The organism is Micromonospora sp. NPDC049004 (assembly GCF_040649315.1).
In the GTDB taxonomy this organism is placed as follows: domain Bacteria; phylum Actinomycetota; class Actinomycetes; order Mycobacteriales; family Micromonosporaceae; genus Micromonospora.
Genome location: NZ_JBEZFG010000001.1, coordinates 774,263 through 795,020, shown reverse-complemented (window position 1 = coordinate 795,020; position 20,758 = coordinate 774,263). Strand labels below are relative to the sequence as shown.

Here is a 20,758-nt window from a genome sequence, read left to right as displayed (position 1 = left end):
TGACAACGACGTCAGCGCTTCTGAAACATCAAGGCTGCCATCTCTGCTGTCAGTGCGATCGCCCAATCAAGCTGCGGGCAGTCGTTGCGACCTTTGCACTCCAGGCAACCACCCACCCGCCATGGCCGACCGATTGCGCGAGTCCAGTGCGCGTCGAGCACCCGCTTCGCCATGAACAGCTCGGTCGCCTTGGACACCGGTTCGTCGATCGGCACGGTCAGCACCTTCCCAACGATGATGAGGTCCCACCTGAGGGCGTCGCGCTCCCTCAGGTGGGCAGGCGGCCGGGACCCAGGAGTTTGCCGAAACCAGGGAACCCAACCGCGATTCAACCTATTCCTACCTGTAGGAGCAAGTCAAGTCTTGATGCTCATGAAACTTGTTGGAACAGGTCCTCCCGTGATCGAATTGAAGCGCCGAAACCAGGGGACCTACGGAGATCGAGTCATGCCGACCGAGAGAGTGGACTACCGGCGCATAGCCAACGACATCGCCGGAAAGATCAAGTCCGGAGAGCTTGCGCCGGGCGAGAAGCTACCGTCCACGCGGGAGCTGGCCGAACAGCACGCCGTGCACATCTCCACTATCAACCGGGTCATGACCATCCTCAAGGACCGCGGGTTGGTCGAGGGGCATCCCGGTAAAGGTGTCTACGTCGCTGAAGCTGGGCAACCCTAATAGCAGGCTCGGTGAGCTCAGGGCACGTCGATGACGATCTTGCCCGTGCTGGTGCCGGCCTCCACGACGGCGTGGGCGTCCGCGACGGTGTCCAGCGTGAACCGTCGGGGATCGACCAGCGGGCGCAGCGCTCCCGCGTCGGCAAGCGCGCTGGCCTCGCGCAGGATCTCGCCGTGCGCGTCACGCCCCTGACCGGTCAGCAGCGGCAACAGGGTGAAGACCCCCGAGTAGCTGGCGCCCCGGAACGACAGCGGCGCCAGGCTGTGCGTACCCCATCCGAGGGCGCTCACGACGCGGCCGGTGTAGGTGCGCACGGCGGTGAAGGACCTGTCCAGGGTGGCGCCGCCGACGGTGTCGAAGACGACGTCGAAGCCGTCGCCGCCGGTGTGCGCGGCCACGTAGTCCGCCACCTCGGTGGCGTTGTAGTCGATAGGCGTCGCGCCGAGCCGCGCGATGGTCTCCAGGTTCCGGGATGAACCGGTGGCGAAGACCTCCGCGCCGCGGGCTCGGGCGATCTGGATCGCGACCTGCCCGACACCGCCGGCCCCGCCGTGCACCAGGACCCGCTGGCCCGCCCGCACCTGCGCCCGGTGCACCAGCGCCTCCCAACTGGTGATGACGGCCAGCGGCAGAGCCGCCGCCTCGCGCAGGCTCAACGATTCCGCCGTCCGGGCCAGCAGCCGGGCGTCGACCGCCGCGTACTCGGCGAGCGATCCCTGGACATCACCGACCCCGCCGGTGAGCCCGTACACCTCGTCACCCGGGGCGAAGCCGACGACACCGGGCCCGACCTCCGCCACGACTCCCGCCAGGTCCAGACCGAGGACGACCGGCGGATTGTTGCGGGCGTGCGGGGCCTTCCCCTGGCGGATCTTCGTGTCCAACGGGTTGACGCCACTTGCCGCGATGCGGACGAGCACCTGCCCCGCGCCAGGGACCGGCGTGTCGACCTCCTGGACGACCAGCGGGCCGCCGAATTCGCTGAGCACTACCGCGCGCATGACGCCACCTCGCCCCTTTGTGCGTGATGCCTGTAACGATGCCCGCACGGGAGCGCCGACGAGGCGGCATCAGGAAAAGCCGTGCCGTTTGGAGGCGCGTCGAAGGGCGCCTCGCGGGGCGTGGTCAGGGCAGCAGGACGACGTGCAGGTGGCGGGGGCCGTGCACCCCTTCGACGCGGATCAACTCGATGTCGCTGGTGGCCGACGGGCCACTGATCCAGGTCAGCGGGCGGTGCGGCGTCAGCCGCGCCAGGGCCTCGGGCACGGTGGCCACCACCTGCTCGGCGCGGACCACGCACACGTGCCGGTCCGGCAGGAGGCTCAGCACCCGCCGGCCCTGATCGGGCGAGCCGTCCAGGACGATCGTTCCGGTCTGCGCGATGGCGACGGCGGCGGCGGTGACGACGGCGTCCGAGGCCCCGATCCGCCCGTGGTCGAGGCCGTCGTCGGTCAGCGTGGTCACCGTCGACGGCAGCCAGGCGGGCGGCAGACCCGGCGGTACGACGACGGTGGCCCCCGCCGGCAGGAGGTCGGCGATCGTGGCGGCGACGGCCGCCTCGGTGGCCCGGTGCACGTGCGCCCGGTAGTCGGTCAGCCGCTGCGCCAACTGGTCCACATCGACGGTGTCGGCCTGGACGTAGTCGCGGGACACCGGTGCCGGCGCGGGGCCGCCGGTGGCGAGCGCGGCCCGCAGCCGGCCGAGGACGAGGTCCCGGGAGGTCACCGCCCGGCCCACCATTCGCGGAACGTCTGCGCCGGCGGCTCGGGCAGGTCCCGGCTGGCGGTCCAGCCGTTCAGCGGTGGGGGCAGCCCGCGGCCACGCCGACCGGCGAGCCGGCTCAGCCGCGCGGCGCGCTGCCCGGCCGCGTACAGCCGGGGTCGGTCCATCGTGTACGCGGCGGCGGCCATCGCGATCGACTCGGCGGTGGGCCGCGGTCGCGACTCGACGGCCTCGGCACGCAGGTGCACCAGCAGCTCCGGGATGTTGATTTTGACGGGGCACGCGTCGTAACAGGCGCCGCAGAGCGTCGACGCGTACGGCAGGGAGGCGTTGTCCTCGATGCCGGTGAGCTGGGGTGACAACACCGCCCCGATGGGCCCCGGGTACACCGACCCGTAGGCGTGGCCGCCGGCGCGCTCGTAGACCGGGCACACGTTGAGGCACGCCGAGCAGCGGATACACCGCAGCGCCTGCCGGCCGACCTCGTCGGCGAGCACCGCGCTGCGCCCGTTGTCGAGCAGGACCAGGTGGAACGCCTGCGGTCCGTCGCCCGGGGTCACGCCCGTCCACATCGAGGTGTACGGGTTCATCCGCTCCCCCGTCGACGCCCGCGGCAGCAGCTGGAGGAAGACCTCCAGGTCCCGCCAGGTCGGCACCACCTTCTCCACGCCCATCACGGTGATGAGGGTGTCCGGCACGGTCAGGCACATCCGCCCGTTGCCCTCGGACTCGACCACGGCCAGGGTGCCCGTCTCGGCGACGGCGAAGTTCGCGCCGGACACCGCCACCGGCGTACTCAGGAAGGTCTCGCGCAGGAACCGGCGCGCGGCGGCCGCGAGGGCCGTCGGGTCGTCGGTGAGCGCCGGGTCGACGCCGGGCATCTCGCGCAGGAAGATCTCCCGGATCTCGGCCCGGTTGCGGTGGATCGCGGGCACCAGGATGTGGCTCGGCCGGTCGTCGCCGAGCTGCACGATCAGCTCCGCCAGGTCCGTCTCCACGGGGGTGATCCCGGCCCCTTCGAGGGCCTCGTTGAGGCCGATCTCCTGGGTCGCCATGGATTTGACCTTGATGACCCGGTCCGCGCCGGCCGCGCGGACGAGGTCGGTGACGATGCGGTTGGCCTCGATGGCGTCCGCCGCCCAGTGCACCACGCCGCCGGCCCCGGTGACCTTCTCCTCGAGCTGTTCCAGCAGGTCGGGCAGGCGGTGCAGGGTGTCGGCCTTGATCGCCGCGCCCGCCGCGCGCAACTGCTCCCAGTCCGCCTGCTCGTCGATCACGCCCGCGGACTTGGCCCGGATCGTCGTCGTGGCGTGGCGCAGGTTGCGCCGCAGTTGCGGGTCGGCAAGGCTCCGCCGCGCGGCGTCCGGGAACGACTCGTCGCCGCGCAGGTGCCCCACGCCGGCCGGCGCGGTCACCGGTGGCGCGGTCGCCGGCATGCCGAGGTACGTCCGGCGGGTCACGACCGGACCGCCGATCGGGCACTGGGCGTGCCGCTCTGCTCGGTCGAGGCCAGGATCTCGGCGAGGTGCACGGTGCGCACCCCGGTCCGCAGCCGCGACAGACCGCCGCCGATGTGCATGAGACACGAGACGTCCCCGGCGGCGCACACGTCGGCGCCGGTGGCGAGCACGTGGCGCATCTTGTCCGCAAGCATCGCCGTGGACGTCTCCGGGTTCTTCACGGCGAACGTGCCGCCGAACCCGCAGCACTGCTCCGCCGCCGGCAACTCCACCAGGTCGAGCCCGCGCACCGCGCGCAGCAACTGTCGCGGCCGGTCGCCCACCCGCAGCATCCGCAGGGAGTGGCAGGTCGGATGGTAGGTGACCCGGTGCGGGTAGTACGCGCCCACGTCGGTCACCCCGAGCACGTCGACGAGCAGCTCCGACAGCTCGTACGTCCGCCCGGCCACCGACTCGGCCCGACTGGCCAGCCGTACGTCGCCGGCCCGCCGGGCCACCATCGCGTGCTGGTGCCGCACCGACCCGACGCAGGAGCCCGACGGCGCGACGATCACGTCGTACGGGTCGAAGACCCGCACGTGCCGGCGTACCAGGGGAACGGCCTCGCGCGGGTAGCCGGTGTTCACGTGCATCTGCCCGCAGCAGGTCTGCTCGGTCGGGAAGACCACGTCGTGGCCGAGCCGCTCCAGCAGACGCACCGTCGCGGTGGCCGCCTGCGGGAACATGGTGTCGGCCAGGCAGGTCACGAACAGCGCGATCCGCACGGCACACCCCCGCCCATCGTCACGGCCGGACCCGCAGATGGGTGACCCCACCGTCGACGTCCAACACCGTACCCGTGGTCGACGCCGACAGCGGCGACGCGAGGTAGACGATCGCGTTCGCGACCTCCGCCGGCGTCACCAGTCGTCCGATGGGCTGGCGGGCCTGCAGCGCCACGCGCTCGGCGGCCGGGTCGTCCGCCTGCGCCAGCAGCCGTCCCACCCAGGGCGTGTCGGCGGTACCGGGGCAGACGCAGTTGAACCGGATGCCCTCGCGGACGTGGTCGGTGGCCATGGCGAGGGTCAGCGACAGCACGGCGCCCTTGCTGGCCGAGTAGAGCGCCCGGCCGGGCAGGCCGTTGAGCGCGGCGATGGACGAGAGATTGACTACCGACGCGTGCTCCGAGCGGCGCAGCCAGGACAGGGCCGCGCTGACGACGCGCGCCATCCCCACCACGTTGACGTCGAGAACGCGGTGCCACTCGTCGTCGGTCTGGTCGGCGACGGTCCCGGTCGCGCCGATCCCGGCGTTGTTGACCACCACGTCGATGCCGCCGAGCGCGTCGGCCGCCGCGGCTACCGCCTGCTGCACCGACGGTCGGCTCGACACGTCGGCGGCGATGCCGACGATGCCCTCCGGCAGGCCGCTCGGGTCGAGGTCGAGGACGGCCACCCGGGCGCCCCGCTCGCGCAGCTCCACGGCGGTGGCGCGGCCGATGCCGGAGGAGCCGCCCGTGACCAGCGCCGCCAGCCCGGCGAACTCCGCGCTCATGCCGCCACCAACGTCTGGCGTGCCCGCCCCAGGCCGGCGACCTCCAGCTCCACCACGTCGCCGGCGCGCAGGTACGGGTGGTCCGGGAGACCCAGCGCCACCCCGGCGGGCGTACCGGTGTTGATGACGTCGCCGGGGTACAGGACCATGAACTGGCTGAGATACCAGACGACGTGCGCCACGGGGAAGATCATGTCCTTGGTGGACCCGTCCTGGCGGAGAACCCCGTTGACCCACAACCGCAGCGCCAGCGACTGCGGGTCGTCGATCTCGTCGGCCGGCACCAGGCTCGGCCCCAGCGGGTTGAAGGTCTCGCAGCTCTTGCCCTTGTCCCACTGGCCCCCGCGCTCCAACTGGAACGCGCGCTCGGAGACGTCGTGCGACACCGCGTACCCCGCGATGTGCCGCATGGCCTCCTGCGGAGAGTCGGCGTAGCGGATGGTCGAGCCGACGACGACCGCGAGTTCGACCTCCCAGTCGGTCTTCGTCGAGCCGCGCGGAACGAGAACGTCGTCGTACGGCCCGACGATGGTCATCGGGTCCTTCATGAAGACCACCGGCTCGGCCGGCAGCGCCGCACCCGTCTCCGCCGCGTGATCGCGGTAGTTGAGTCCGATGCAGACGACCTTGTGGGGTCGGGCGACCGGAGCTCCCACCCGCAGGCTGTCCGCGTCGGGCAGCTCGGCCAGCTCGCCACTGTCGAGCGCCACCCGCGTCCGCGCGATCCCGTCCGACGCCCAGAACGCCCCGTCCAGGTCGGCGGTGAGCGGCCGCAGGTCGAAGGTCGTACCGTCGCGCGTGACGACAGGGATCTCCTGGCCGCTCGGGCCGAGGCGCTGGAAGTTCATCTCACTCTCCTTCGTGTCCGGACGGACCGGCGGGTGGCGGACACCCCCGCATTCAACACCGCCACTCCCCGCGGCCGGCACGGCGGGATCACCTCGGTCAGCTCCGTGGGACGTCGCCGCCGCCCCGTACGCCCAGGGCACGCAGCGTCGCCGCGTCGGCGGGGAAGAACGACTCGACGGCCAACCCGGCGACCGTGACATCCAGCGGGGTGCCGAACACGGTGGTGGTGCTGAGGAAGGACAGGTCCCGGCCGTGGTGGCGGTACCGGAGCCCGACCGCGACCCGCGAGACCGGGTCGTCCATGGCCAAAGGACGGCAGTTGTCGCCGGGATAGCCGCGCAGCTCCTCGTGCAGGTCGTGCAGAGCCGCGTCGCCGGTGGCGACGGCCGTCTGGCGCAGCCGGGTGAGCAGGTGCGTCCGCCACTCGGGCAGGTTGCCGATCCGCGGGGCCATCCCGTCGGGGTGCAGGCTGAGCCGCAGGACGTTGACCGGAGGGACGAGCAGGTGCGGCGCCGCGCCCTCGGTGAACAACGCCACGGCGGAGTTGGCCTCCACGAGCTGCCAGTGCCTGTCGATGAGCACCGCCGGATACGGGCCGTGGCCGTCGAGGATCCGCCGTACGGCGGCGCGCACCGGCACCAGCTCCGGGTCGTCCAGCTCGTGGCGGGGGTAGGCGGGCGCGTACCCGCCGGCGAGCAGGATCGTGTTGCGGTCCGCCAGCGGCACGTCGAGCTGCTCGGCCAGCCGCAGGATCAGCTCGGGGCTCGGCCGGGACCTTCCGGTCTCCACGAAGCTCAGGTGTCGAGCCGAGATCCCCGTCTCGATCGACAGGTCCAGTTGGCTCATCCGGCGGCTCCGGCGCCAGTCGCGCAGCAGCTCTCCGACCCGTCGTACCGGCCTGGTCGTCGTCGTCACGCGACCGACCCTAGTGAGCGCGCCGGTGCGCGGACCATTACCTCCGACGTAATCGACAGCGCCCCGGCCGGCCGCAACCATCTGTCCCGAGAGCGGCGCCCACCGCCGCCCGTCAATGAGGAGAGAAGTCATGGGTACGAGCTTCGACGCGCTGGCCGAGCGGTACATCGCGATCTGGAACGAGACCGACCCGGCCCGCCGTCGCACCGAGATCGCCGACGTCTGGGCCTCCGATGCCCGTTACGTCGACCCGCTCACCGTCGCCGAGGGCCGGGACGCGATCGACGCGACGATCGCGGCCGTGCAGGGCCAGTTTCCCGGCATGACGTTCCGGCTGGCCGGTCCGGTCGACGGCCACCACGACCAGCTCCGGTTCACCTGGGAGCTGGGGCCCGACGGGGTCGAGGCGCCGGTCGTGGGCTTCGACGTCGCCGTGCTGGACGGCAACGGGCAGCTCCGCCAGGTGCTCGGCTTCCTGGACCGGGTCCCGGTGGCCTGAACGTCCCCGCGTGCCGGGTGTCAGCGCGGCGGGGTGTCCCGGCGCGACGGGAACGGGGTACCGGGCTGCCCGAGGGTGGAGCGGGCACGCAGCCCGACCGGGTCCGGAGCGGTCACCGGCACGGCCGGGGCCGGCTCCGGTACCCGGCGCGCGTCGAGGTACGCGGCGGCGGCCCGGTCGTCGTCGGTGGGCGCGGCGAGCAGTGCGTAGAGCAGCCCGACCACCCCGAAGATCACCGCCACGACGATCGGCACCAGCAACGTGCTCACCCCGGTGCCGGTCACCCCGCCCGCGCGTTCGTGCAGGTGCACCGAGAGCGCGCTCATGCCGGTGAAGTGCATGCCGTTCACGGCGACGCCCATGACCAGCGCGGACGCGAAGATCGCCAGTCCGCGCCGGACGGTCATCGCGAGCCACAGCGCGACGGTCGCGGCGACGACGGCGATGATCACCGAGAGGATGACGCGGGTGCTGTCGTAGCCGAGGCTGCCGTTGAGGCGCATCGCCGCCATGCCCGTGTAGTGCATGGCGGCGACGCCGGCGCCGGTGAAGACACCACCGGCGATGAGGCGTACCGGATTCAGCCGGCCGGTGCCGACGATGGCCAGGCCGATACCGACGGCCACCACCGCGATGACGGTGCTGGCGGCGGTGAGGGGCACGTCGTACCGGATGCGGGCGCCGTCGACGGCGAAGCCGAGCATGGCCATGAAGTGCATCGCCCAGATGGCGGTGCCGCCGAGCGCCCAGGCGGCCAGCAGGCCCCACCAGGCGCGCTGACCGGCGGTGCGGGCGGTACGGATGCGACCGGCGCAGACGAGCCCGAGGATCGAGCCGAGCACGGACAGCGCGTAGCTCAGCGCGGGTGTGATCCACCCGTACTCAAAGTGATTGATGTCCGCCACGGCGGTTCTCTCCCCATTCGTTACCGGCGCGTAAGCACGGCGCTCGGGCAATGATCGGGGGTGCTCCGACCAGGCGCAACAGCGCCCCCCGGGCTGTTCGGGGGGTGCTGTCGCGGTGACCGTGCGATGCGTCGGTTCGAGAACGACGCTGACCGAAAATGATTATCAGGCAGAGGTGTGGTACGCCAGCACGCCCCGGTTGATGGCCGCTATCGCCTGCCGAGCGGTGGAGCGCAGCTCCGGCGAGGCGCCGCCGGAGTCGGCAAGTTGACCGAGCAGGTCGACCACCTGCCGCGCCCACCTGACGAAGTCGCCGGCGGGCATGTCCCCGTCGATCTCGTGCCCGCTGCCGAGCACCTTGGCCAGCGCCTCGCCCCGCGCCCACCGGTAGACCGGCCAGGCGAAGCCCAGATCCGGCTCCCGGGTCGCGGCCAGACCGCGCGCCGCCTCGTCGGCCTCGATCTCGCCCCACAGCTTCAGCGTCTCGTCGACGGCGTCGGCCACCGGGCCGCGCGGCAGCGACGCCCGCTCGTCGACGTCGCGACGCGCCTCGAAGACCACCACGGACACCGCGGCGGCCAGCTCGGCCGGGGAGAGCCCGTCCCACACCCGTCGGCGCAGGCACTCGGCGACCAGCAGATCCGCTTCCGTCCAGATCCGGCCGAGCATCCGACCGGCGTCGGTGACCGCGCCGTCGCGGGCGAGGTAACCACGGTCGGTCAGCAGCGCGACGATCCGGTCGAAGGTCCGCGCGAGGGACCCGGTGCGCCCGGACACCCGCTCGCGCAGCTCCTCGGTGTCCCGCTCCAGACGGCGACGCCGCTCCGCCCAGCGGGCGTGCTCCTCGCGCTCCGGGCAGGCGTGGCAGGGATGGTTACGCAGCTCGGTGCGGAGCTGGGTGAGCCGGTGGTCCTCGCCGGGCGTCTGCCGGGACCGGCCGCCGCGCCGGCCGCCGTGCCGGTCCAGGCCGGTGCCGCTGACCTCGGCGGCCAGATCCCGCCGGGCACCCGGCGAGCGGTGGTTGAAGTGCTTGGGCACCCGGATGCGGGCCAGCACCTCGGCGGGGGTGGTGAAGTCGCCGGGGCTGACCCGCCCCGCCCAGCGGTCCTGAGTGAGCACCAGCGGACGCGGTTCGCCGAACCCGCCGGTCGCCGGGTCCAGCACGACGGCCAGGCCGGCCCGCCGGCCGGACGGCACCCGGATGACGTCACCGATCCGCAGGCGCTCCAGCGACGCCACGGCGGCGGCCTTGCGCTGGGTCTGCCCCTGCCGGGCGATGGCCTTCTCCCGGTCGGCGATCGCCACCCGCAGCGCGAAGTACTCGTCGAAGTCGCCGTGGTGGCACGCGGCCTCGGCGCCGTACGCCTCGATGGTCTCGGTGTTGCGCTGCACCTGCCGGGCCAGGCCGACCACCGACCGGTCCGCCTGGAACTGGGCGAACGAGGACTCCAGCAGCGCCCGGGCCGGCTCCGCGCCGACCGTGCCGACCAGGTTCACCGCCATGTTGTACGAGGGCCGGAAGCTGGAGCGCAGCGGATAGGTGCGGGTGGAGGCGAGCCCCGCCACGTGCCGCGGGTCGGTCTCCGGGGACCACACCACGACGGCGTGCCCCTCGACGTCGATGCCCCGTCGACCGGCGCGGCCGGTGAGCTGGGTGTACTCCCCCGGGGTCAGGTCGACGTGCGCCTCGCCGTTGTACTTGACCAGCCGTTCCAGGACCACGCAGCGGGCCGGCATGTTGATGCCCAGGGCGAGGGTCTCGGTGGCGAAGACCGCCTTGACCAGGCCCCGGACGAACAGCTCCTCGACGATCTCCTTGAACACCGGCAACATGCCGGCGTGGTGGGCCGCGAGGCCGCGCTCCAGGCCGTCGAGCCACTCCCAGTAGCCCAGCACCGTCAGGTCCTCGCCGGGAATGGCGGTGACCCGGGACTCGACCACCCGGCGGATCTCGGCGCGTTCGTCGGGCGAGGTGAGCCGCAGCCCGGCGGCGAGGCACTGCTGCACGGCGGCGGCGCAGCCGGCCCGGCTGAAGATGAACAGGATCGCCGGCAGCAGCCCCTCGCGGTCCAGCCGGTCGACGATGTCCGGGCGCATCGGCCCACGCCAGCGGGGGCCACGCCGGCCGGCGCCCGGCCCGGCGCTGCGCCCCTCCCCCAGCTCCAGCCGGCGCATCTGGTCCCGGGTGTAGCGCAGCAGCTCCGGGTGCACGTCGTGCTTGCGGGCGGCGTCGGCGTCGTGGAACAGGTCGAACATCCGCTTGCCGACCAGCATGTGCTGCCACAGCGGCACCGGCCGGTGCTCGCTGACCACCACCGCGGTCTCGCCGCGCACGGTGACCAGCCAGTCGGCGAACTCCTCGGCGTTGGACACGGTCGCCGACAGCGAGACCAGGGTGACCGAGGCGGGCAGGTGGATGATCACCTCTTCCCACACGCCCCCGCGGAACCGGTCGGCGAGGTAGTGCACCTCGTCCATCACCACGTACGCCAGCCCCTGCAGGGTGCTGGACCCCGCGTAGAGCATGTTGCGCAGCACCTCGGTGGTCATCACCACCACCGGCGCGTCGCCGTTGATCGCGTTGTCGCCGGTGAGCAGGCCGACCTGCTCGGCGCCGTACCGGGCGACCAGATCGTGGTACTTCTGGTTGGACAGCGCCTTGATCGGCGTGGTGTAGAAGCACTTGCGCCGGGTGGGTGGCGTGGCGGCGTCGTCGGCCGCCGCCGGGTCGTCGGGCCGCCCGCGCAGCGCCAGGTGTACGGCGAACTCGCCGACCACCGTCTTACCGGCACCGGTGGGGGCGCAGACCAGAACGCCGCTGCCCCGCTCCAACGACTGACACGCCTCACGCTGGAAGTCGTCGAGATCGAACCCCAGGTCGAGGGCGAACTCGTCCAGTGCCGGGAACTGCGCGGTCTGCGCGGCCCGGCGGCGTGCCGCTGCGTACCGCTCGGCGGGGCTCGACATGGCACCAAGATTAGTGCGTGCCGGGACACGACACCCGACAAGGCCGTGCGCGGGGGCCGTCGGCGGCGGTCGGTAGGGTGCACGGCGTGCCGGACCATGCCGAACCGCCCCAGACCAGTCCGCCGGGCAGTGTCGCGGACGCCAGCGCCCCCCGGGCGTCCCGACGGCCCGTCAAGGCGGTGCTCTTCGACTTCCACGGCACCCTGGCCCAGGTGGAGGAGCCCCGGCAGTGGGTCACCGAAGCCGCCGCCGCCTGCGGGGTCACCCTGGACCGGGTTCGCGCCACCTCGCTGGCCGACCGGCTGCTCACCGCCGGCCGCGCGGGCGGTCCCCTGCCGGCCCGGGTGCCGCCCCGGCTGGCCGAGCTGTGGGCCGACCGGGACCTCTACGCGCACGCGCACCGGGGGGCCTACACGGGGCTGGCCGAAACCGTGGACGCGGGCATCGAGGGTTTCGCCGACGCCCTCTACGAGCGGCTGCTCGTCGCCGAGGGCTGGCTGCCGTACCCGGACACCGCCCCCACGCTGGCCGCGCTGCGCGACGCCGGTGTGCGGGTCGCGGTGGTCAGCAACATCGGCTTCGACCTGCGACCGCACTTCGACGCCTGGGGGTTGACCGACCTCGTGGACGCGTTCGTGCTGTCGTACGAGGTGGGGCGCTGCAAGCCCGACCCGGCGATCTTCTGGCGGGCGTGCGGGATGCTCGGCGTCGACCCCGAGCAGACGCTGATGGTCGGCGACACTCCGGCGGACGCGGGCGCGGTCGCCGCCGGCTGCGCGGTGCTGGTGCTCCCGGCCGCCGACCCGGGTCGGGAGAACGGCCTCGGCGCGGTCCTGGACCTGGCCCTGCCAACCTGAATCCGGCCACGCCGCACCCCGAGGCCACACCGGTGATCGACTCCAGATCGCCGGGATGGCGCTGTCCGGGCGCTCAGATGCCCCCACATCGCCGTCCTGGAGACGATCGCACCGCCCGACCGGCCAGGTGATTCGGGTGGCGGGAGGTCGACACCGCGCGCGAAGCCCGGAAGCCGACCGCCTAGCGTCAGGGCCGTGACGGACACCCTGCTGCCCGCGTCGGCGCCGACCGACGCGCCACCCGAACGCCGCGGCGGCGTCCTCGCCGTGGGGCTGGTGCTCGGCGGGGCGCTGTCGGTGCAGTTCGGCTCCGCCCTGGCCGCGCTGCTCTTTCCGCGTACCGGGGTGGCCGGGGCGGTCACCCTGCGGCTGACGATCTCGGCCGTGCTGCTGCTCATCGTGTGCCGGCCCCGGCTGCGCGGGCACGACCGATCGGCCTGGCTCGCGGCCGGCGCGTTCGGGCTGGCCCTGGCCGGCATGAACTCGCTGTTCTACCAGGCCATCGAGCGGATCCCGCTCGGCCCGACGGTGACCCTGGAGGTGCTCGGCCCCCTCACTCTGTCGGTCTTTACCGCCCGTCGGCTGGCGAGCTGGTGCTGGGCGGGGCTCGCGCTGGCCGGGGTGGCGCTGCTCGGGCAGGGCGGCTTCGACCGGCTCAACCCGGCGGGGGTCGCCTTCGCGTTCGGCGCGGGCGCCATGTGGGCGGCGTACATCGTGCTCAGCGCGCGGGTCGGCGACCGGTTCCCGGGCGCGGACGGGCTGGCCCTCGCGCTGACCCTCGCCGCGCTGGTCACCCTGCCCCTGGGAATCGTCGACGGCGGCGCGGCCCTGCTCGACCCGCAGGTGCTGGCGCTGGGCACCGCCCTCGCGGTCCTCGCGTCCGGACTGCCGTACACCCTGGAGCTGCTGGCGCTGCGCCGGATGCCCACCGCCACCTTCGCGGTGCTGATGAGCCTCGGCCCGGCCATTGCCACCCTCGCCGGATGGCTGGTGCTGCGGCAGGCGCTCACGCTCCTGGAATGCGCCGCCATCGTGCTGGTCATCGCCGCCAGCATCGGCGCGGTACGGGTCAGAGCAGCAGTCGCAGAGCCCCCGGCACGGCGGTGATCGTCACCGGCAGGCGCAGCGAGCGTTCCCCGTCGGCGTACGTGACGATGTCGTCGGCGGCCAACTCCACGGTGCGGGCCCGGTAGCTGCTCACCAGCGGGTGGCTCACGTGGGTGCCCTGGTAGATGCGCGGCTTGACCCGGATCAGGGTCCGCCGGTCGACGCGACCGGCCACCACCACGTCGAGCAGCCCGTCGGTCGGGTCGGCGTCGGGACAGATCCGCATCCCACCGCCGTACGTCGGGCAGTTGCCCACCGCCACCAGCACCGCGTCCAGCTCGTGCGGCACCCCGTCGAGGCGCAGCGTGTAGCGGCGCGGCCGGAGCCGGGCCAGCTCGACCACGATCGCCACGTCGTACCGGCGGGGGCCGCGCGGCCAGCGCATCCGGTTGGCGCGCTCGTTGACGATCGCGTCGAAGCCCGCCGCGAGGACCGCCCCGTACCAGCGCTCGGCCCCGCCGACGCCGGTCATCCGCGCCAGGTCGACGACGCGGGTCCGACCGGCCCGCAGCGCCTCGGCGATCACCGCCACGGCGGCGACGGGATCGGCCGGGAAGCCGGTGTCGAGGGCGAAGTCGTTGCCGGTGCCGGCCGGCACCGGCCCGAACGGCACGTCGGTGCCGGCGACGGCCTGCATGGCCCGGTGCACGGTGCCGTCCCCGCCGATGGCGACAAGCGCGTCGACACCGTCGGCGACCGCGGTACGACACGCCGCCTCCGCCTCGTCCGGGTCGGACGCCGACAGCTTCCGGACCGGCCGGCCGGCGGCGGCCAGCCCGTCCAGCAGCCGGGGCAGCAGCGCCCGGTGCCGTCCCCGGCCGGCCGTCGGGTTGACGAGCACGGCCACCGGGCCACCCTCATCCCGGGCGCGCTCGACCGGGTCGCCGGCGGAAGGGGTGCGCTCGACCGGGCCGTCGGTGGGCGGGCCGGACAGGTGATCGTCTGCGGTCACGGGCAGCACCGTACCGGTCGGACACCCGCCGTTCACCCGGGGCGGCCGACGTCACGATCAGTCTCGCCGCCGGCGCGTCGGGTGAGCGTCCTGCGGGGCCGCTGACACGACGACGCCGCCCCCGGCAGGCGGGGACGGCGTCGGTGCACTCCGGCGGCGCGGGGCCGTCAGGTCATGTCGTCGTAGCGGCGTTCGATGGGCGCCGGCTTCGCGATCGGTTCGGGCGCACCGATCGGCGCTGTCGCGTCGACCCGCTGCCCGGCCACGACCGGGTCCGTGTCGAACTCCAGCGGCGAGACCTCGTCGTCGTCGAGACCGGCGTAGACCTCCTTGCCCCGCCCACGCCGCCGGTCGTTGATGAACGCCACCCCGACCGCCCCGAAGTAGAGCGCGGAGAGGCAGACCGCCAGGGCGGTCATCCCGAACGGGTCCGGCGTGGGGGTGACCACTGCGGAGAACGCGAAGAACACGAAGATCGCCACCCGCCACCAGCTCAGCAGCCGCTTCGCGCTGGCGAGGCCCACGAAGTTGAGCATCAGCACGATCAGCGGGAACTCGAACGCCACACCGAACAGCAGGATCAGGTTGGTGACGAACGAGATGTAGCGGGTGACCTCCAGGGTCGTCGAGATGTCATCGCCGGACACGTTCATCAGGAACTCGAGGCCCTTGGCGGTGACGAAGAACGCCAGCACCGCGCCGGCGGCGAAGAGCGGTGCCGCCAGGGCCGTGAACGCGTACGCGTAGCGCCGCTCGTGCCGGTGCAGACCGGGCGCGATGAACGCCCAGAGCTGATAGAGCCAGATCGGCGCCGCGATGATCAGGCCCACCCAGAGGCCGATCTTCAGGTTCAACAGGAAGAGGTCCGCCGGGCCGAGCTGGACGAACAGGCACTTGCCGGACGCGTCCTTCGACCCCGGCAGGTCGCAGTACGGCTGCGACAGCAGGTGCCGCACCGGCTCGGCCAGCCAGATGCCGAAGCCGAAGCCGACCAGGATCGCCAGCGAGGCGCGGAACAGACGATTACGCAGCTCACGGACGTGCTCGATGAGCGTCATCGAGCCGTCGGCGGCCCGTTCGAAGGTGCTCGGGCCGCGCTTACGCAGGGCGAAGGCCACTGTGGTGGGGCCCTTCGGTCAGTTGTCGCGGACGCGGTGCACCGGGTCGACGACCGGCTGCTGCGGCGGCGCCTGCTGGTACGGCGCCTGCTGCGGCTGCCCGGCGTACGGCGCCTGCTGGCCGGCGTGCGGCGGCAGCGGCTGGTAGCCGGCCTGCGCGTCGGCCTTCTCGGCCAGGTCGCGGTCGTCGTCCTGCAGGCTCTTGGTCTCGGCCTTGATGATCCGCAGCGAGCGACCCAGCGAGCGGGCCGCGTCGGGAAGCCGCTTCGCACCGAAGAGCAGGATCAGCACAACCACGAGAACTGCGATGTGCCACGGCTTGAGGGCACCCATGAGAAGCTCCAGTCGCTCTGTGTCCGGGGGGTGATACGCAGCCCATCGTACGTGCGGATGGACCGAATGCCACAGGCCGGGGATGATGATCAGGGCCCGGCCGGTGAAGTCTTGACCAACCGCGATGATCAGTCAACCATCGCCACCCGACCGGGGGACGGCGGTGGCCGGCAGAGGTCGGTCAGCCGCGCTTGGCCTTGATCACGGCGAGTCGCTGCTGGGCGGTGTCGAGCTGGCGCTGGACACCCTCGGCGCGCTGCTGCAACGCCTCGGCGGTCTCCCGTAGCGCCTCCGCCTCGGTGGCCCGCCGCTGCAACGCCACCGCGGCGCGGCGCAGCTGGGGCAGCCGGCTCACCACCGGGCGTACGGCAAGCGCGAGCGCCACGAGCGGGAGCAGCACCACCGCGAGCACGATCCAGATCAGCACGCCGGTCAGCCTACTGGGTGCGGGCAGGCACCGCCGGATCGCCCGCCGGCACGCCGACCGGCACGGAATCGGCCGGCGCACGCCGGGGAACGGCCGCCGGCACGGCGTACGCGTCGAGCGCGGCGGCTGCGGTCGCCCGGACCTGCTCGGCCAGCTCGACCGGGGCGACCACTGTGACGTCCGGGCCCAGGCCCAGCACGAACCGCCGCGCCCACCCCAGGTCGGTCACCCGCAGCGAGACGAGCCACTCGTCGCCGTCGCCGGCCTCCACCCGCTCGCACGGGTAGTACTCGGTGATCCACCGCTCGCCCCGCCCGATCCGCAGGGTGATCAGCGGCAGGTCCGGCGACGGCCGGAACACACCCTCGGTGAGGTCGTGCGGGACGGCCTGCGGCGGGACGGTGGCCGGCTCGTCCAGCTCGGTGATCGCGTCGATCCGGTCGGCCCGGAACAGCCGGACGGCCTCCGCGCGCCGGCACCACGCCTCCACGTACGCCCGGCCGCCGACCATCAGCATCCGCAGCGGGTCGACGACGCGCTCGGTGGTCTCGTCCCGGGCCGCCGTGTAGTAGGTGATCCGCAGCGCCTTTCCGCCCTCCACGGCGGCGCGCAGCGCCTCGACCCGCCGGGTGTCCCCGGGCAGCCGGACCGCGACCGGTGCGCCCACCAGGTCACCGGCGGCGTCCTCGATCTTCGCGAGGGCCCGTTCGATGGCCTCCCGGTTGGCCACGCCGGGGGTCTCGGCGAGCATCCGCAGCGCCACCACGAGCGCGAGGGCCTCGTCGGGGGTGAGCCGCAGCGGCCGGTCGATGCCGGCGTCGTAGGTGATGGTCACCCGGTCGCCGTCGAACGCCATGTCGATCAGGTCACCGGGGCCGTAACCGGGCAGCCCACACACCCACAGGAGCTCCAGGTCCTCCCGGAGCTGCCGTTCGGTGACGCCCAGGTCACCGGCCGCCTCGGCGATCTCGATGCCGGGCCGGGCCAGCAGGTAGGGAACCAGGTTGAGCAGCCGCGCCAGTCGGTCGGCGGAGGCGCGGGAACCGCCGCGGGCGGCCGGACGCGTCACCGGGCACCCCCGGTGACGGTCAGCTCGTCGTGCCGGACGGCGATCTCCTTGAGTCGCTGGATGACCGCTTCGCGGACCTCCGGCGGGTCGAGCACCCGCACGTCCGGGCCGTACCCGACGAGTTGGCCGGCCAGAGAGTCCGGGTCGGCGTACGGCAGGACGAGGTGGTCGCCGTCCGGCCCGGCGGTCACCTCCACCGCCCAGCGGCGCAGACCGGCGGCCCGCCCGGACGCCGCCAGCACGGTGGCCCGGCCGGTGCGCTCCACCGGCCCGGACCAACGGGCCACGTGGCTGATCAGGTCGACGCCGGCCGGTGGCTCGTACGCGCCGGATGCGCCGGTGACCCGGACAGCGCCGACCACCCGGGACAGGCGGAAGCAGCGGGTCGCCGCGCGGTCCAGGTCGTGGCCCACCACGTACCACCGCCCGCGCCAGCAGACCACGCCCCACGGCTGGAGGCGGCGGCGGGTGGGCGCGTCCTGGTCCGGCACCCGGTAGTCGAACCCGACCTCGCGGCGGTCCCGCGCGGCGGCCGTCAGCGGCGCGAACGCCGGATCGACGGTGACCATCGGCTCCAGACCGAGGGTGGCCTGCGGGTCGACGTCCACCCCGGCGGCGCGCAGCTTGGCCAGCCCGGACGACGCGGCGGCGGCCAGCCCGGCGTGCTGCCACAGACGGGCGGCGATGCCGACCGCGGCGGCCTCGTCGGGTTCCAGGGGGATGTCGGGCAGCGCGTACTCACGGTGGGCGATGCGGTAGCCGGGCTCGGCGTCGAAGACGCTGGCCGTGCCGGTCTCCAGCGGCACGCCCAGCTCGCGCAGCTCGGCCTTGTCCCGCTCGAACTTGCGTTGGAACGCCTCATGGTCGCGCGCGTCGTCGGGGTCGTGCTCGTAGCCGGGCACGGTCGCGGCGATCTGCGCGGCGGTCAGGAACCGTCGCGTGGACAGGAGGCAGATCACCAGGTTGACCAGGCGTTCGGTGCGGGTCCGCGACACGCGGTAGACGCTAGCAGCCGACACGCCAAGGACGTGCACCCACGCGGGCGTGCCGCACACTTGTTCGGATCGAGCCCCTCCCCCGGCGAGCCGCCGCCCGCCGCCATAGTGTTGCCCTCATGTCGCAGGGCGAGATGAAGACCGAGAGCGAAAGCGTCGGCACGGTGGTCGTCGCGGGCGCCGCCAACCTCGCCATCGCGATCGCCAAGCTGATCGCCGGGCTGATCTCCGGGTCGGCCGCGATGCTCTCCGAGGCGGCGCACTCGGTCGCCGACACGACCACCGAGGTGCTGCTGTTCCAGGCGCTGCGCCGCGGAGCCCGCCCGGCCGACCGACGACACCCCTTCGGGTACGGCAAGGAGAGCTACGTCTGGGCGTTCTTCGCCGCCATGTTCACCTTCGTGGCCGGCGCCGGCTTCGCCGTCACCCACGGCGTCACCACGATCCTCGTGCACGAGCACAGCGGCGACTATCTGATCTCGTACATCGTGCTGGCGGTGTCGTTCGTCATCGAGTCGATCTCGCTGGCCCGGGCCGTGCGGCAGGTCCGCCGCGAGTCCGCGCGCTGGCAGACGACACCTCGGCGGTTCCTGCGACTGACCGCCGACACCACGGTCAAGGCGGTCTTCCTGGAGGACAGCGCGGCCCTGATCGGCCTGCTGCTGGCCGCGCTGGGCGTCGGCCTGTCCGAGGCCACCGGCGACGAGGTGTGGGACGGCGTCGCGTCGATCCTGATCGGGTTGCTGCTGCTGACCGTCGCCGGGATCCTGGCCAGCAACAACCTGTCGCTGCTGGTCGGCCGGGCCGTTCCGGAGCGGCTGCGCCGCGAGATCGAACGCGACCTGGCCGGGCTGCCCGAGGTGGAACGCATCGACACCCTGCTGACGATGCAGCTCGGCCCGGACGACATCCTCGTCGCCGCGAAGGTCGACTTCCGCGACGAGGCCACCGGCGCGGCCATCGAGGCCACCGCCGACGAGGCCGAGCGGCGGCTCACCGAGCGGTACCCGGAGATCCGTTTCGTCTTCCTCGACCCCACCCGCTCGCTGCCCGGGGCCGTCGGGCAGGCCCGCGCCACCCAGGCCGCGCCCAGCGCCGACGCCGGGGGCGAACCCGGCTCCACCCAGGCGAGTCCGAGGGCCGACGCCGAGGGTGACTCCGACCCCACCCAGGCCAGGCCGAGCGCCGACCTCGGCGGCGAACCCGACGCCCGCTGAGGGGTGGACCGACCCGGGCGCGGGCCGGCTGGTCCGCGCGGCTAGCGTGCCCGTCATGGTGCGATGGCGGGCGGGGACGGTGGCGGCGCTGCGGCGGCAGTGGACCGGGGCGGTGGAACTCGACGTCGACCTGCCCGACGGCACGCGCATGCGGGCGCTGGCCTATCCCGAACTGGTCGGCACGCCCGAGCCGGGTGACCGGGTGCTGCTCAACGCGGGCGCGCTGCTGATGGGGTTGGGCACCGGCGGCTACGCCCTCGTGGTGGCCCTGCCGGACCGGCTGCCGCCGGACCCGCCGGACGCCGGCGACACCCGCGACGCCGGGCACCTGGTCAAGGCCCGCTACACCCCGTTGCAGCCGATCCTGCTCGGCGTCGACGAGGAGGCCAGCCCGCACCGCGCCCTGCTCGCCGACGCCGACGACCTGGGTGGAATGCCGGTGGTCACCGCCGACCTGCACTCGGCCCTGCCGGCGATCCTGGCCGGCATCCGGGCCGGGGCCCCGCAGGCCCGGGTGGCGTACCTGCTCACCGACGGCGGGGCGTTGCCGGCCTGGTTCTCCCGCACGCTCGCCGGGCTGCGCGCCGAACTGGCCGGGACGATCACCGTCGGGCAGGCGTTCGGCGGCGACCTGGAGGCCACCACCCTGCATGGCGGTCTGCTCGCCGCCCGCCACGTGCTGGACGCGGACGTGGCCATCGTCGCCCAGGGGCCCGGCAACCTGGGCACCGGCACCCGGTGGGGTTTCTCCGGCGTCGCCGTCGGCGAGGCCGTCAACGCGATCGCCACGCTCGGCGGCCGCCCGATCGGCTCACTGCGCATCTCCGACGCCGACCCCCGCCCCCGGCACCGGGGCGTGTCGCACCACAGCCTCACCGCGTACGGCCGGGTCGCCCTCGCCCCGGCGGAGCTGGTGGTGCCCGACGACCTGGACCCGGCCCTTGCCGCCGAGGTCGACGCGGCGCTGGCGCCGCTGACGGCCCGACACCGGATCGTCCGGGTGCCCACCGCCGGCCTCGACGCCGCGCTGCGCGCCAGCGCCGTGCCGCTGTCCACGATGGGCCGCAACCTGGACGCCGACCACGCCTACTTCCTGACGGCCGCCGCCGCCGGCCGCCACGCCACCACCCACCTCCCCTAACCCACCCGGGGTCG

22 protein-coding genes are annotated in these 20,758 nt (G+C 73.4%); 6 read left to right on the top strand and 16 right to left on the bottom strand.

Features of this window, described 5'->3' with window-relative positions:
* Nucleotides 1–11: 11 nt before the first annotated feature.
* Nucleotides 12–224: a hypothetical protein gene (locus tag AB0B97_RS03575; protein ID WP_357490295.1), complete on the bottom strand. Its 213-nt coding sequence runs from the start codon at nucleotides 222–224 to the stop codon at nucleotides 12–14.
* A 223-nt stretch (nucleotides 225–447) separates the two neighbouring features.
* Between AB0B97_RS03575 and AB0B97_RS03570 the strand changes: the two genes are divergently transcribed.
* A complete protein-coding gene (locus AB0B97_RS03570) occupies nucleotides 448–678 on the top strand; it encodes a winged helix-turn-helix domain-containing protein (RefSeq protein ID WP_357490616.1) in 231 nt (76 codons plus the stop codon).
* Nucleotides 679–695: 17 nt separating this feature from the next.
* Here the strand turns inward: AB0B97_RS03570 and AB0B97_RS03565 are convergent, their stop codons facing one another.
* The 7 genes from AB0B97_RS03565 to AB0B97_RS03535 all read right to left on the bottom strand — a co-directional run bounded on the left by AB0B97_RS03565 (nucleotide 696) and on the right by AB0B97_RS03535 (nucleotide 7,157).
* The gene (locus AB0B97_RS03565; protein WP_357490293.1) at nucleotides 696–1,679 is read right to left on the bottom strand and encodes a zinc-dependent alcohol dehydrogenase family protein; all 984 of its coding nucleotides are present in this window, start codon (nucleotides 1,677–1,679) and stop codon (nucleotides 696–698) included.
* Between the two features lie 124 nt (nucleotides 1,680–1,803).
* Nucleotides 1,804–2,418, bottom strand: a complete 615-nt coding sequence (locus AB0B97_RS03560) for an LUD domain-containing protein (protein ID WP_357490292.1) — start codon at nucleotides 2,416–2,418, stop codon at nucleotides 1,804–1,806.
* The gene (locus AB0B97_RS03555; protein ID WP_357490614.1) at nucleotides 2,400–3,836 is read right to left on the bottom strand and encodes a LutB/LldF family L-lactate oxidation iron-sulfur protein; all 1,437 of its coding nucleotides are present in this window, start codon (nucleotides 3,834–3,836) and stop codon (nucleotides 2,400–2,402) included. The genes AB0B97_RS03560 and AB0B97_RS03555 overlap by 19 nt, the downstream gene beginning before the upstream one ends.
* A 20-nt stretch (nucleotides 3,837–3,856) precedes the next feature.
* Nucleotides 3,857–4,624 carry a (Fe-S)-binding protein gene (locus AB0B97_RS03550; protein WP_234581917.1) on the bottom strand — a complete coding sequence of 256 codons (768 nt, stop codon included), beginning with the start codon at nucleotides 4,622–4,624 and terminating at the stop codon, nucleotides 3,857–3,859.
* Between the two features lie 19 nt (nucleotides 4,625–4,643).
* On the bottom strand, nucleotides 4,644–5,393 hold the full coding sequence (locus tag AB0B97_RS03545; protein WP_357490290.1) for an SDR family oxidoreductase: 750 nt from the start codon (nucleotides 5,391–5,393) through the stop codon (nucleotides 4,644–4,646).
* The gene (locus AB0B97_RS03540) at nucleotides 5,390–6,241 is read right to left on the bottom strand and encodes a fumarylacetoacetate hydrolase family protein (protein WP_357490288.1); all 852 of its coding nucleotides are present in this window, start codon (nucleotides 6,239–6,241) and stop codon (nucleotides 5,390–5,392) included. Before AB0B97_RS03540 ends, AB0B97_RS03545 begins: the two co-directional genes overlap by 4 nt.
* A 97-nt stretch (nucleotides 6,242–6,338) precedes the next feature.
* The gene (locus AB0B97_RS03535) at nucleotides 6,339–7,157 is read right to left on the bottom strand and encodes a helix-turn-helix transcriptional regulator (RefSeq protein ID WP_357490287.1); all 819 of its coding nucleotides are present in this window, start codon (nucleotides 7,155–7,157) and stop codon (nucleotides 6,339–6,341) included.
* A gap of 130 nt (nucleotides 7,158–7,287) precedes the next feature.
* On the opposite strand from AB0B97_RS03535, the gene AB0B97_RS03530 reads away from it, so the two are divergent.
* Nucleotides 7,288–7,656, top strand: coding sequence for a nuclear transport factor 2 family protein (locus AB0B97_RS03530; RefSeq protein ID WP_357490285.1), 369 nt, complete (start codon nucleotides 7,288–7,290; stop codon nucleotides 7,654–7,656).
* Nucleotides 7,657–7,676: 20 nt separating this feature from the next.
* Here AB0B97_RS03530 and AB0B97_RS03525 read toward each other — a convergent pair whose 3' ends face one another.
* Nucleotides 7,677–8,561 (bottom strand): MHYT domain-containing protein, encoded by an 885-nt coding sequence (locus AB0B97_RS03525; protein ID WP_357490283.1) that lies wholly within the window; start codon nucleotides 8,559–8,561, stop codon nucleotides 7,677–7,679.
* Nucleotides 8,562–8,726: 165 nt separating this feature from the next.
* Nucleotides 8,727–11,528, bottom strand: coding sequence for a DEAD/DEAH box helicase (locus tag AB0B97_RS03520; RefSeq protein WP_357490282.1), 2,802 nt, complete (start codon nucleotides 11,526–11,528; stop codon nucleotides 8,727–8,729).
* Nucleotides 11,529–11,614: 86 nt separating this feature from the next.
* Between AB0B97_RS03520 and AB0B97_RS03515 the strand changes: the two genes are divergently transcribed.
* Entirely contained in the window at nucleotides 11,615–12,385 is a 771-nt protein-coding gene (locus AB0B97_RS03515; protein WP_357490281.1) for an HAD-IA family hydrolase, read from the top strand.
* Between the two features lie 195 nt (nucleotides 12,386–12,580).
* Nucleotides 12,581–13,492 (top strand): EamA family transporter, encoded by a 912-nt coding sequence (locus AB0B97_RS03510; protein WP_357490279.1) that lies wholly within the window; start codon nucleotides 12,581–12,583, stop codon nucleotides 13,490–13,492.
* On the opposite strand, the gene AB0B97_RS03505 is transcribed toward AB0B97_RS03510, so the two are convergent.
* From AB0B97_RS03505 to AB0B97_RS03480, 6 genes are all read right to left on the bottom strand, one after another.
* A complete protein-coding gene (locus tag AB0B97_RS03505; RefSeq protein ID WP_357490612.1) occupies nucleotides 13,455–14,339 on the bottom strand; it encodes a diacylglycerol kinase family protein in 885 nt (294 codons plus the stop codon). The genes AB0B97_RS03510 and AB0B97_RS03505 overlap by 38 nt on opposite strands.
* A 272-nt stretch (nucleotides 14,340–14,611) precedes the next feature.
* Nucleotides 14,612–15,562 carry a twin-arginine translocase subunit TatC gene (gene tatC / locus AB0B97_RS03500; protein WP_234581928.1) on the bottom strand — a complete coding sequence of 317 codons (951 nt, stop codon included), beginning with the start codon at nucleotides 15,560–15,562 and terminating at the stop codon, nucleotides 14,612–14,614.
* A gap of 18 nt (nucleotides 15,563–15,580) precedes the next feature.
* On the bottom strand, nucleotides 15,581–15,895 hold the full coding sequence (gene tatA / locus AB0B97_RS03495; protein ID WP_124855346.1) for a Sec-independent protein translocase subunit TatA: 315 nt from the start codon (nucleotides 15,893–15,895) through the stop codon (nucleotides 15,581–15,583).
* Nucleotides 15,896–16,076: 181 nt separating this feature from the next.
* Nucleotides 16,077–16,322 (bottom strand): hypothetical protein, encoded by a 246-nt coding sequence (locus AB0B97_RS03490; protein WP_234581929.1) that lies wholly within the window; start codon nucleotides 16,320–16,322, stop codon nucleotides 16,077–16,079.
* Nucleotides 16,323–16,332: 10 nt separating this feature from the next.
* Nucleotides 16,333–17,391 (bottom strand): YafY family protein, encoded by a 1,059-nt coding sequence (locus AB0B97_RS03485; RefSeq protein ID WP_357490276.1) that lies wholly within the window; start codon nucleotides 17,389–17,391, stop codon nucleotides 16,333–16,335.
* Complete coding sequence (locus AB0B97_RS03480; RefSeq protein WP_234581931.1) at nucleotides 17,388–18,386, bottom strand: WYL domain-containing protein; 999 nt, start codon at nucleotides 18,384–18,386, stop codon at nucleotides 17,388–17,390. Before AB0B97_RS03480 ends, AB0B97_RS03485 begins: the two co-directional genes overlap by 4 nt.
* A gap of 119 nt (nucleotides 18,387–18,505) precedes the next feature.
* Here AB0B97_RS03480 and AB0B97_RS03475 point away from each other — a divergent pair, with 119 nt between their 5' ends.
* Nucleotides 18,506–19,603, top strand: coding sequence for a cation diffusion facilitator family transporter (locus AB0B97_RS03475; RefSeq protein WP_357490274.1), 1,098 nt, complete (start codon nucleotides 18,506–18,508; stop codon nucleotides 19,601–19,603).
* 55 nt (nucleotides 19,604–19,658) lie between these two features.
* Nucleotides 19,659–20,744: a DUF3866 family protein gene (locus AB0B97_RS03470; protein ID WP_357490272.1), complete on the top strand. Its 1,086-nt coding sequence runs from the start codon at nucleotides 19,659–19,661 to the stop codon at nucleotides 20,742–20,744.
* The last annotated feature ends 14 nt before the right edge of the window (nucleotides 20,745–20,758 follow it).

What these genes read in the sequence shown, in the direction of transcription:
- AB0B97_RS03570 (WP_357490616.1), top strand. Translation starts at nt 448, where the DNA reads ATGCCGACCGAGAGAGTGGACTACCGGCGCATAGCCAACGACATCGCC.
- AB0B97_RS03565 (WP_357490293.1), bottom strand. Translation starts at nt 1,679, where the DNA reads ATGCGCGCGGTAGTGCTCAGCGAATTCGGCGGCCCGCTGGTCGTCCAG.
- AB0B97_RS03560 (WP_357490292.1), bottom strand. Translation starts at nt 2,418, where the DNA reads ATGGTGGGCCGGGCGGTGACCTCCCGGGACCTCGTCCTCGGCCGGCTG.
- AB0B97_RS03555 (WP_357490614.1), bottom strand. Translation starts at nt 3,836, where the DNA reads ATGCCGGCGACCGCGCCACCGGTGACCGCGCCGGCCGGCGTGGGGCAC.
- AB0B97_RS03545 (WP_357490290.1), bottom strand. Translation starts at nt 5,393, where the DNA reads ATGAGCGCGGAGTTCGCCGGGCTGGCGGCGCTGGTCACGGGCGGCTCC.
- AB0B97_RS03540 (WP_357490288.1), bottom strand. Translation starts at nt 6,241, where the DNA reads ATGAACTTCCAGCGCCTCGGCCCGAGCGGCCAGGAGATCCCTGTCGTC.
- AB0B97_RS03530 (WP_357490285.1), top strand. Translation starts at nt 7,288, where the DNA reads ATGGGTACGAGCTTCGACGCGCTGGCCGAGCGGTACATCGCGATCTGG.
- AB0B97_RS03520 (WP_357490282.1), bottom strand. Translation starts at nt 11,528, where the DNA reads ATGTCGAGCCCCGCCGAGCGGTACGCAGCGGCACGCCGCCGGGCCGCG.
- tatA (WP_124855346.1), bottom strand. Translation starts at nt 15,895, where the DNA reads ATGGGTGCCCTCAAGCCGTGGCACATCGCAGTTCTCGTGGTTGTGCTG.
- AB0B97_RS03475 (WP_357490274.1), top strand. Translation starts at nt 18,506, where the DNA reads ATGTCGCAGGGCGAGATGAAGACCGAGAGCGAAAGCGTCGGCACGGTG.
- AB0B97_RS03470 (WP_357490272.1), top strand. Translation starts at nt 19,659, where the DNA reads ATGGTGCGATGGCGGGCGGGGACGGTGGCGGCGCTGCGGCGGCAGTGG.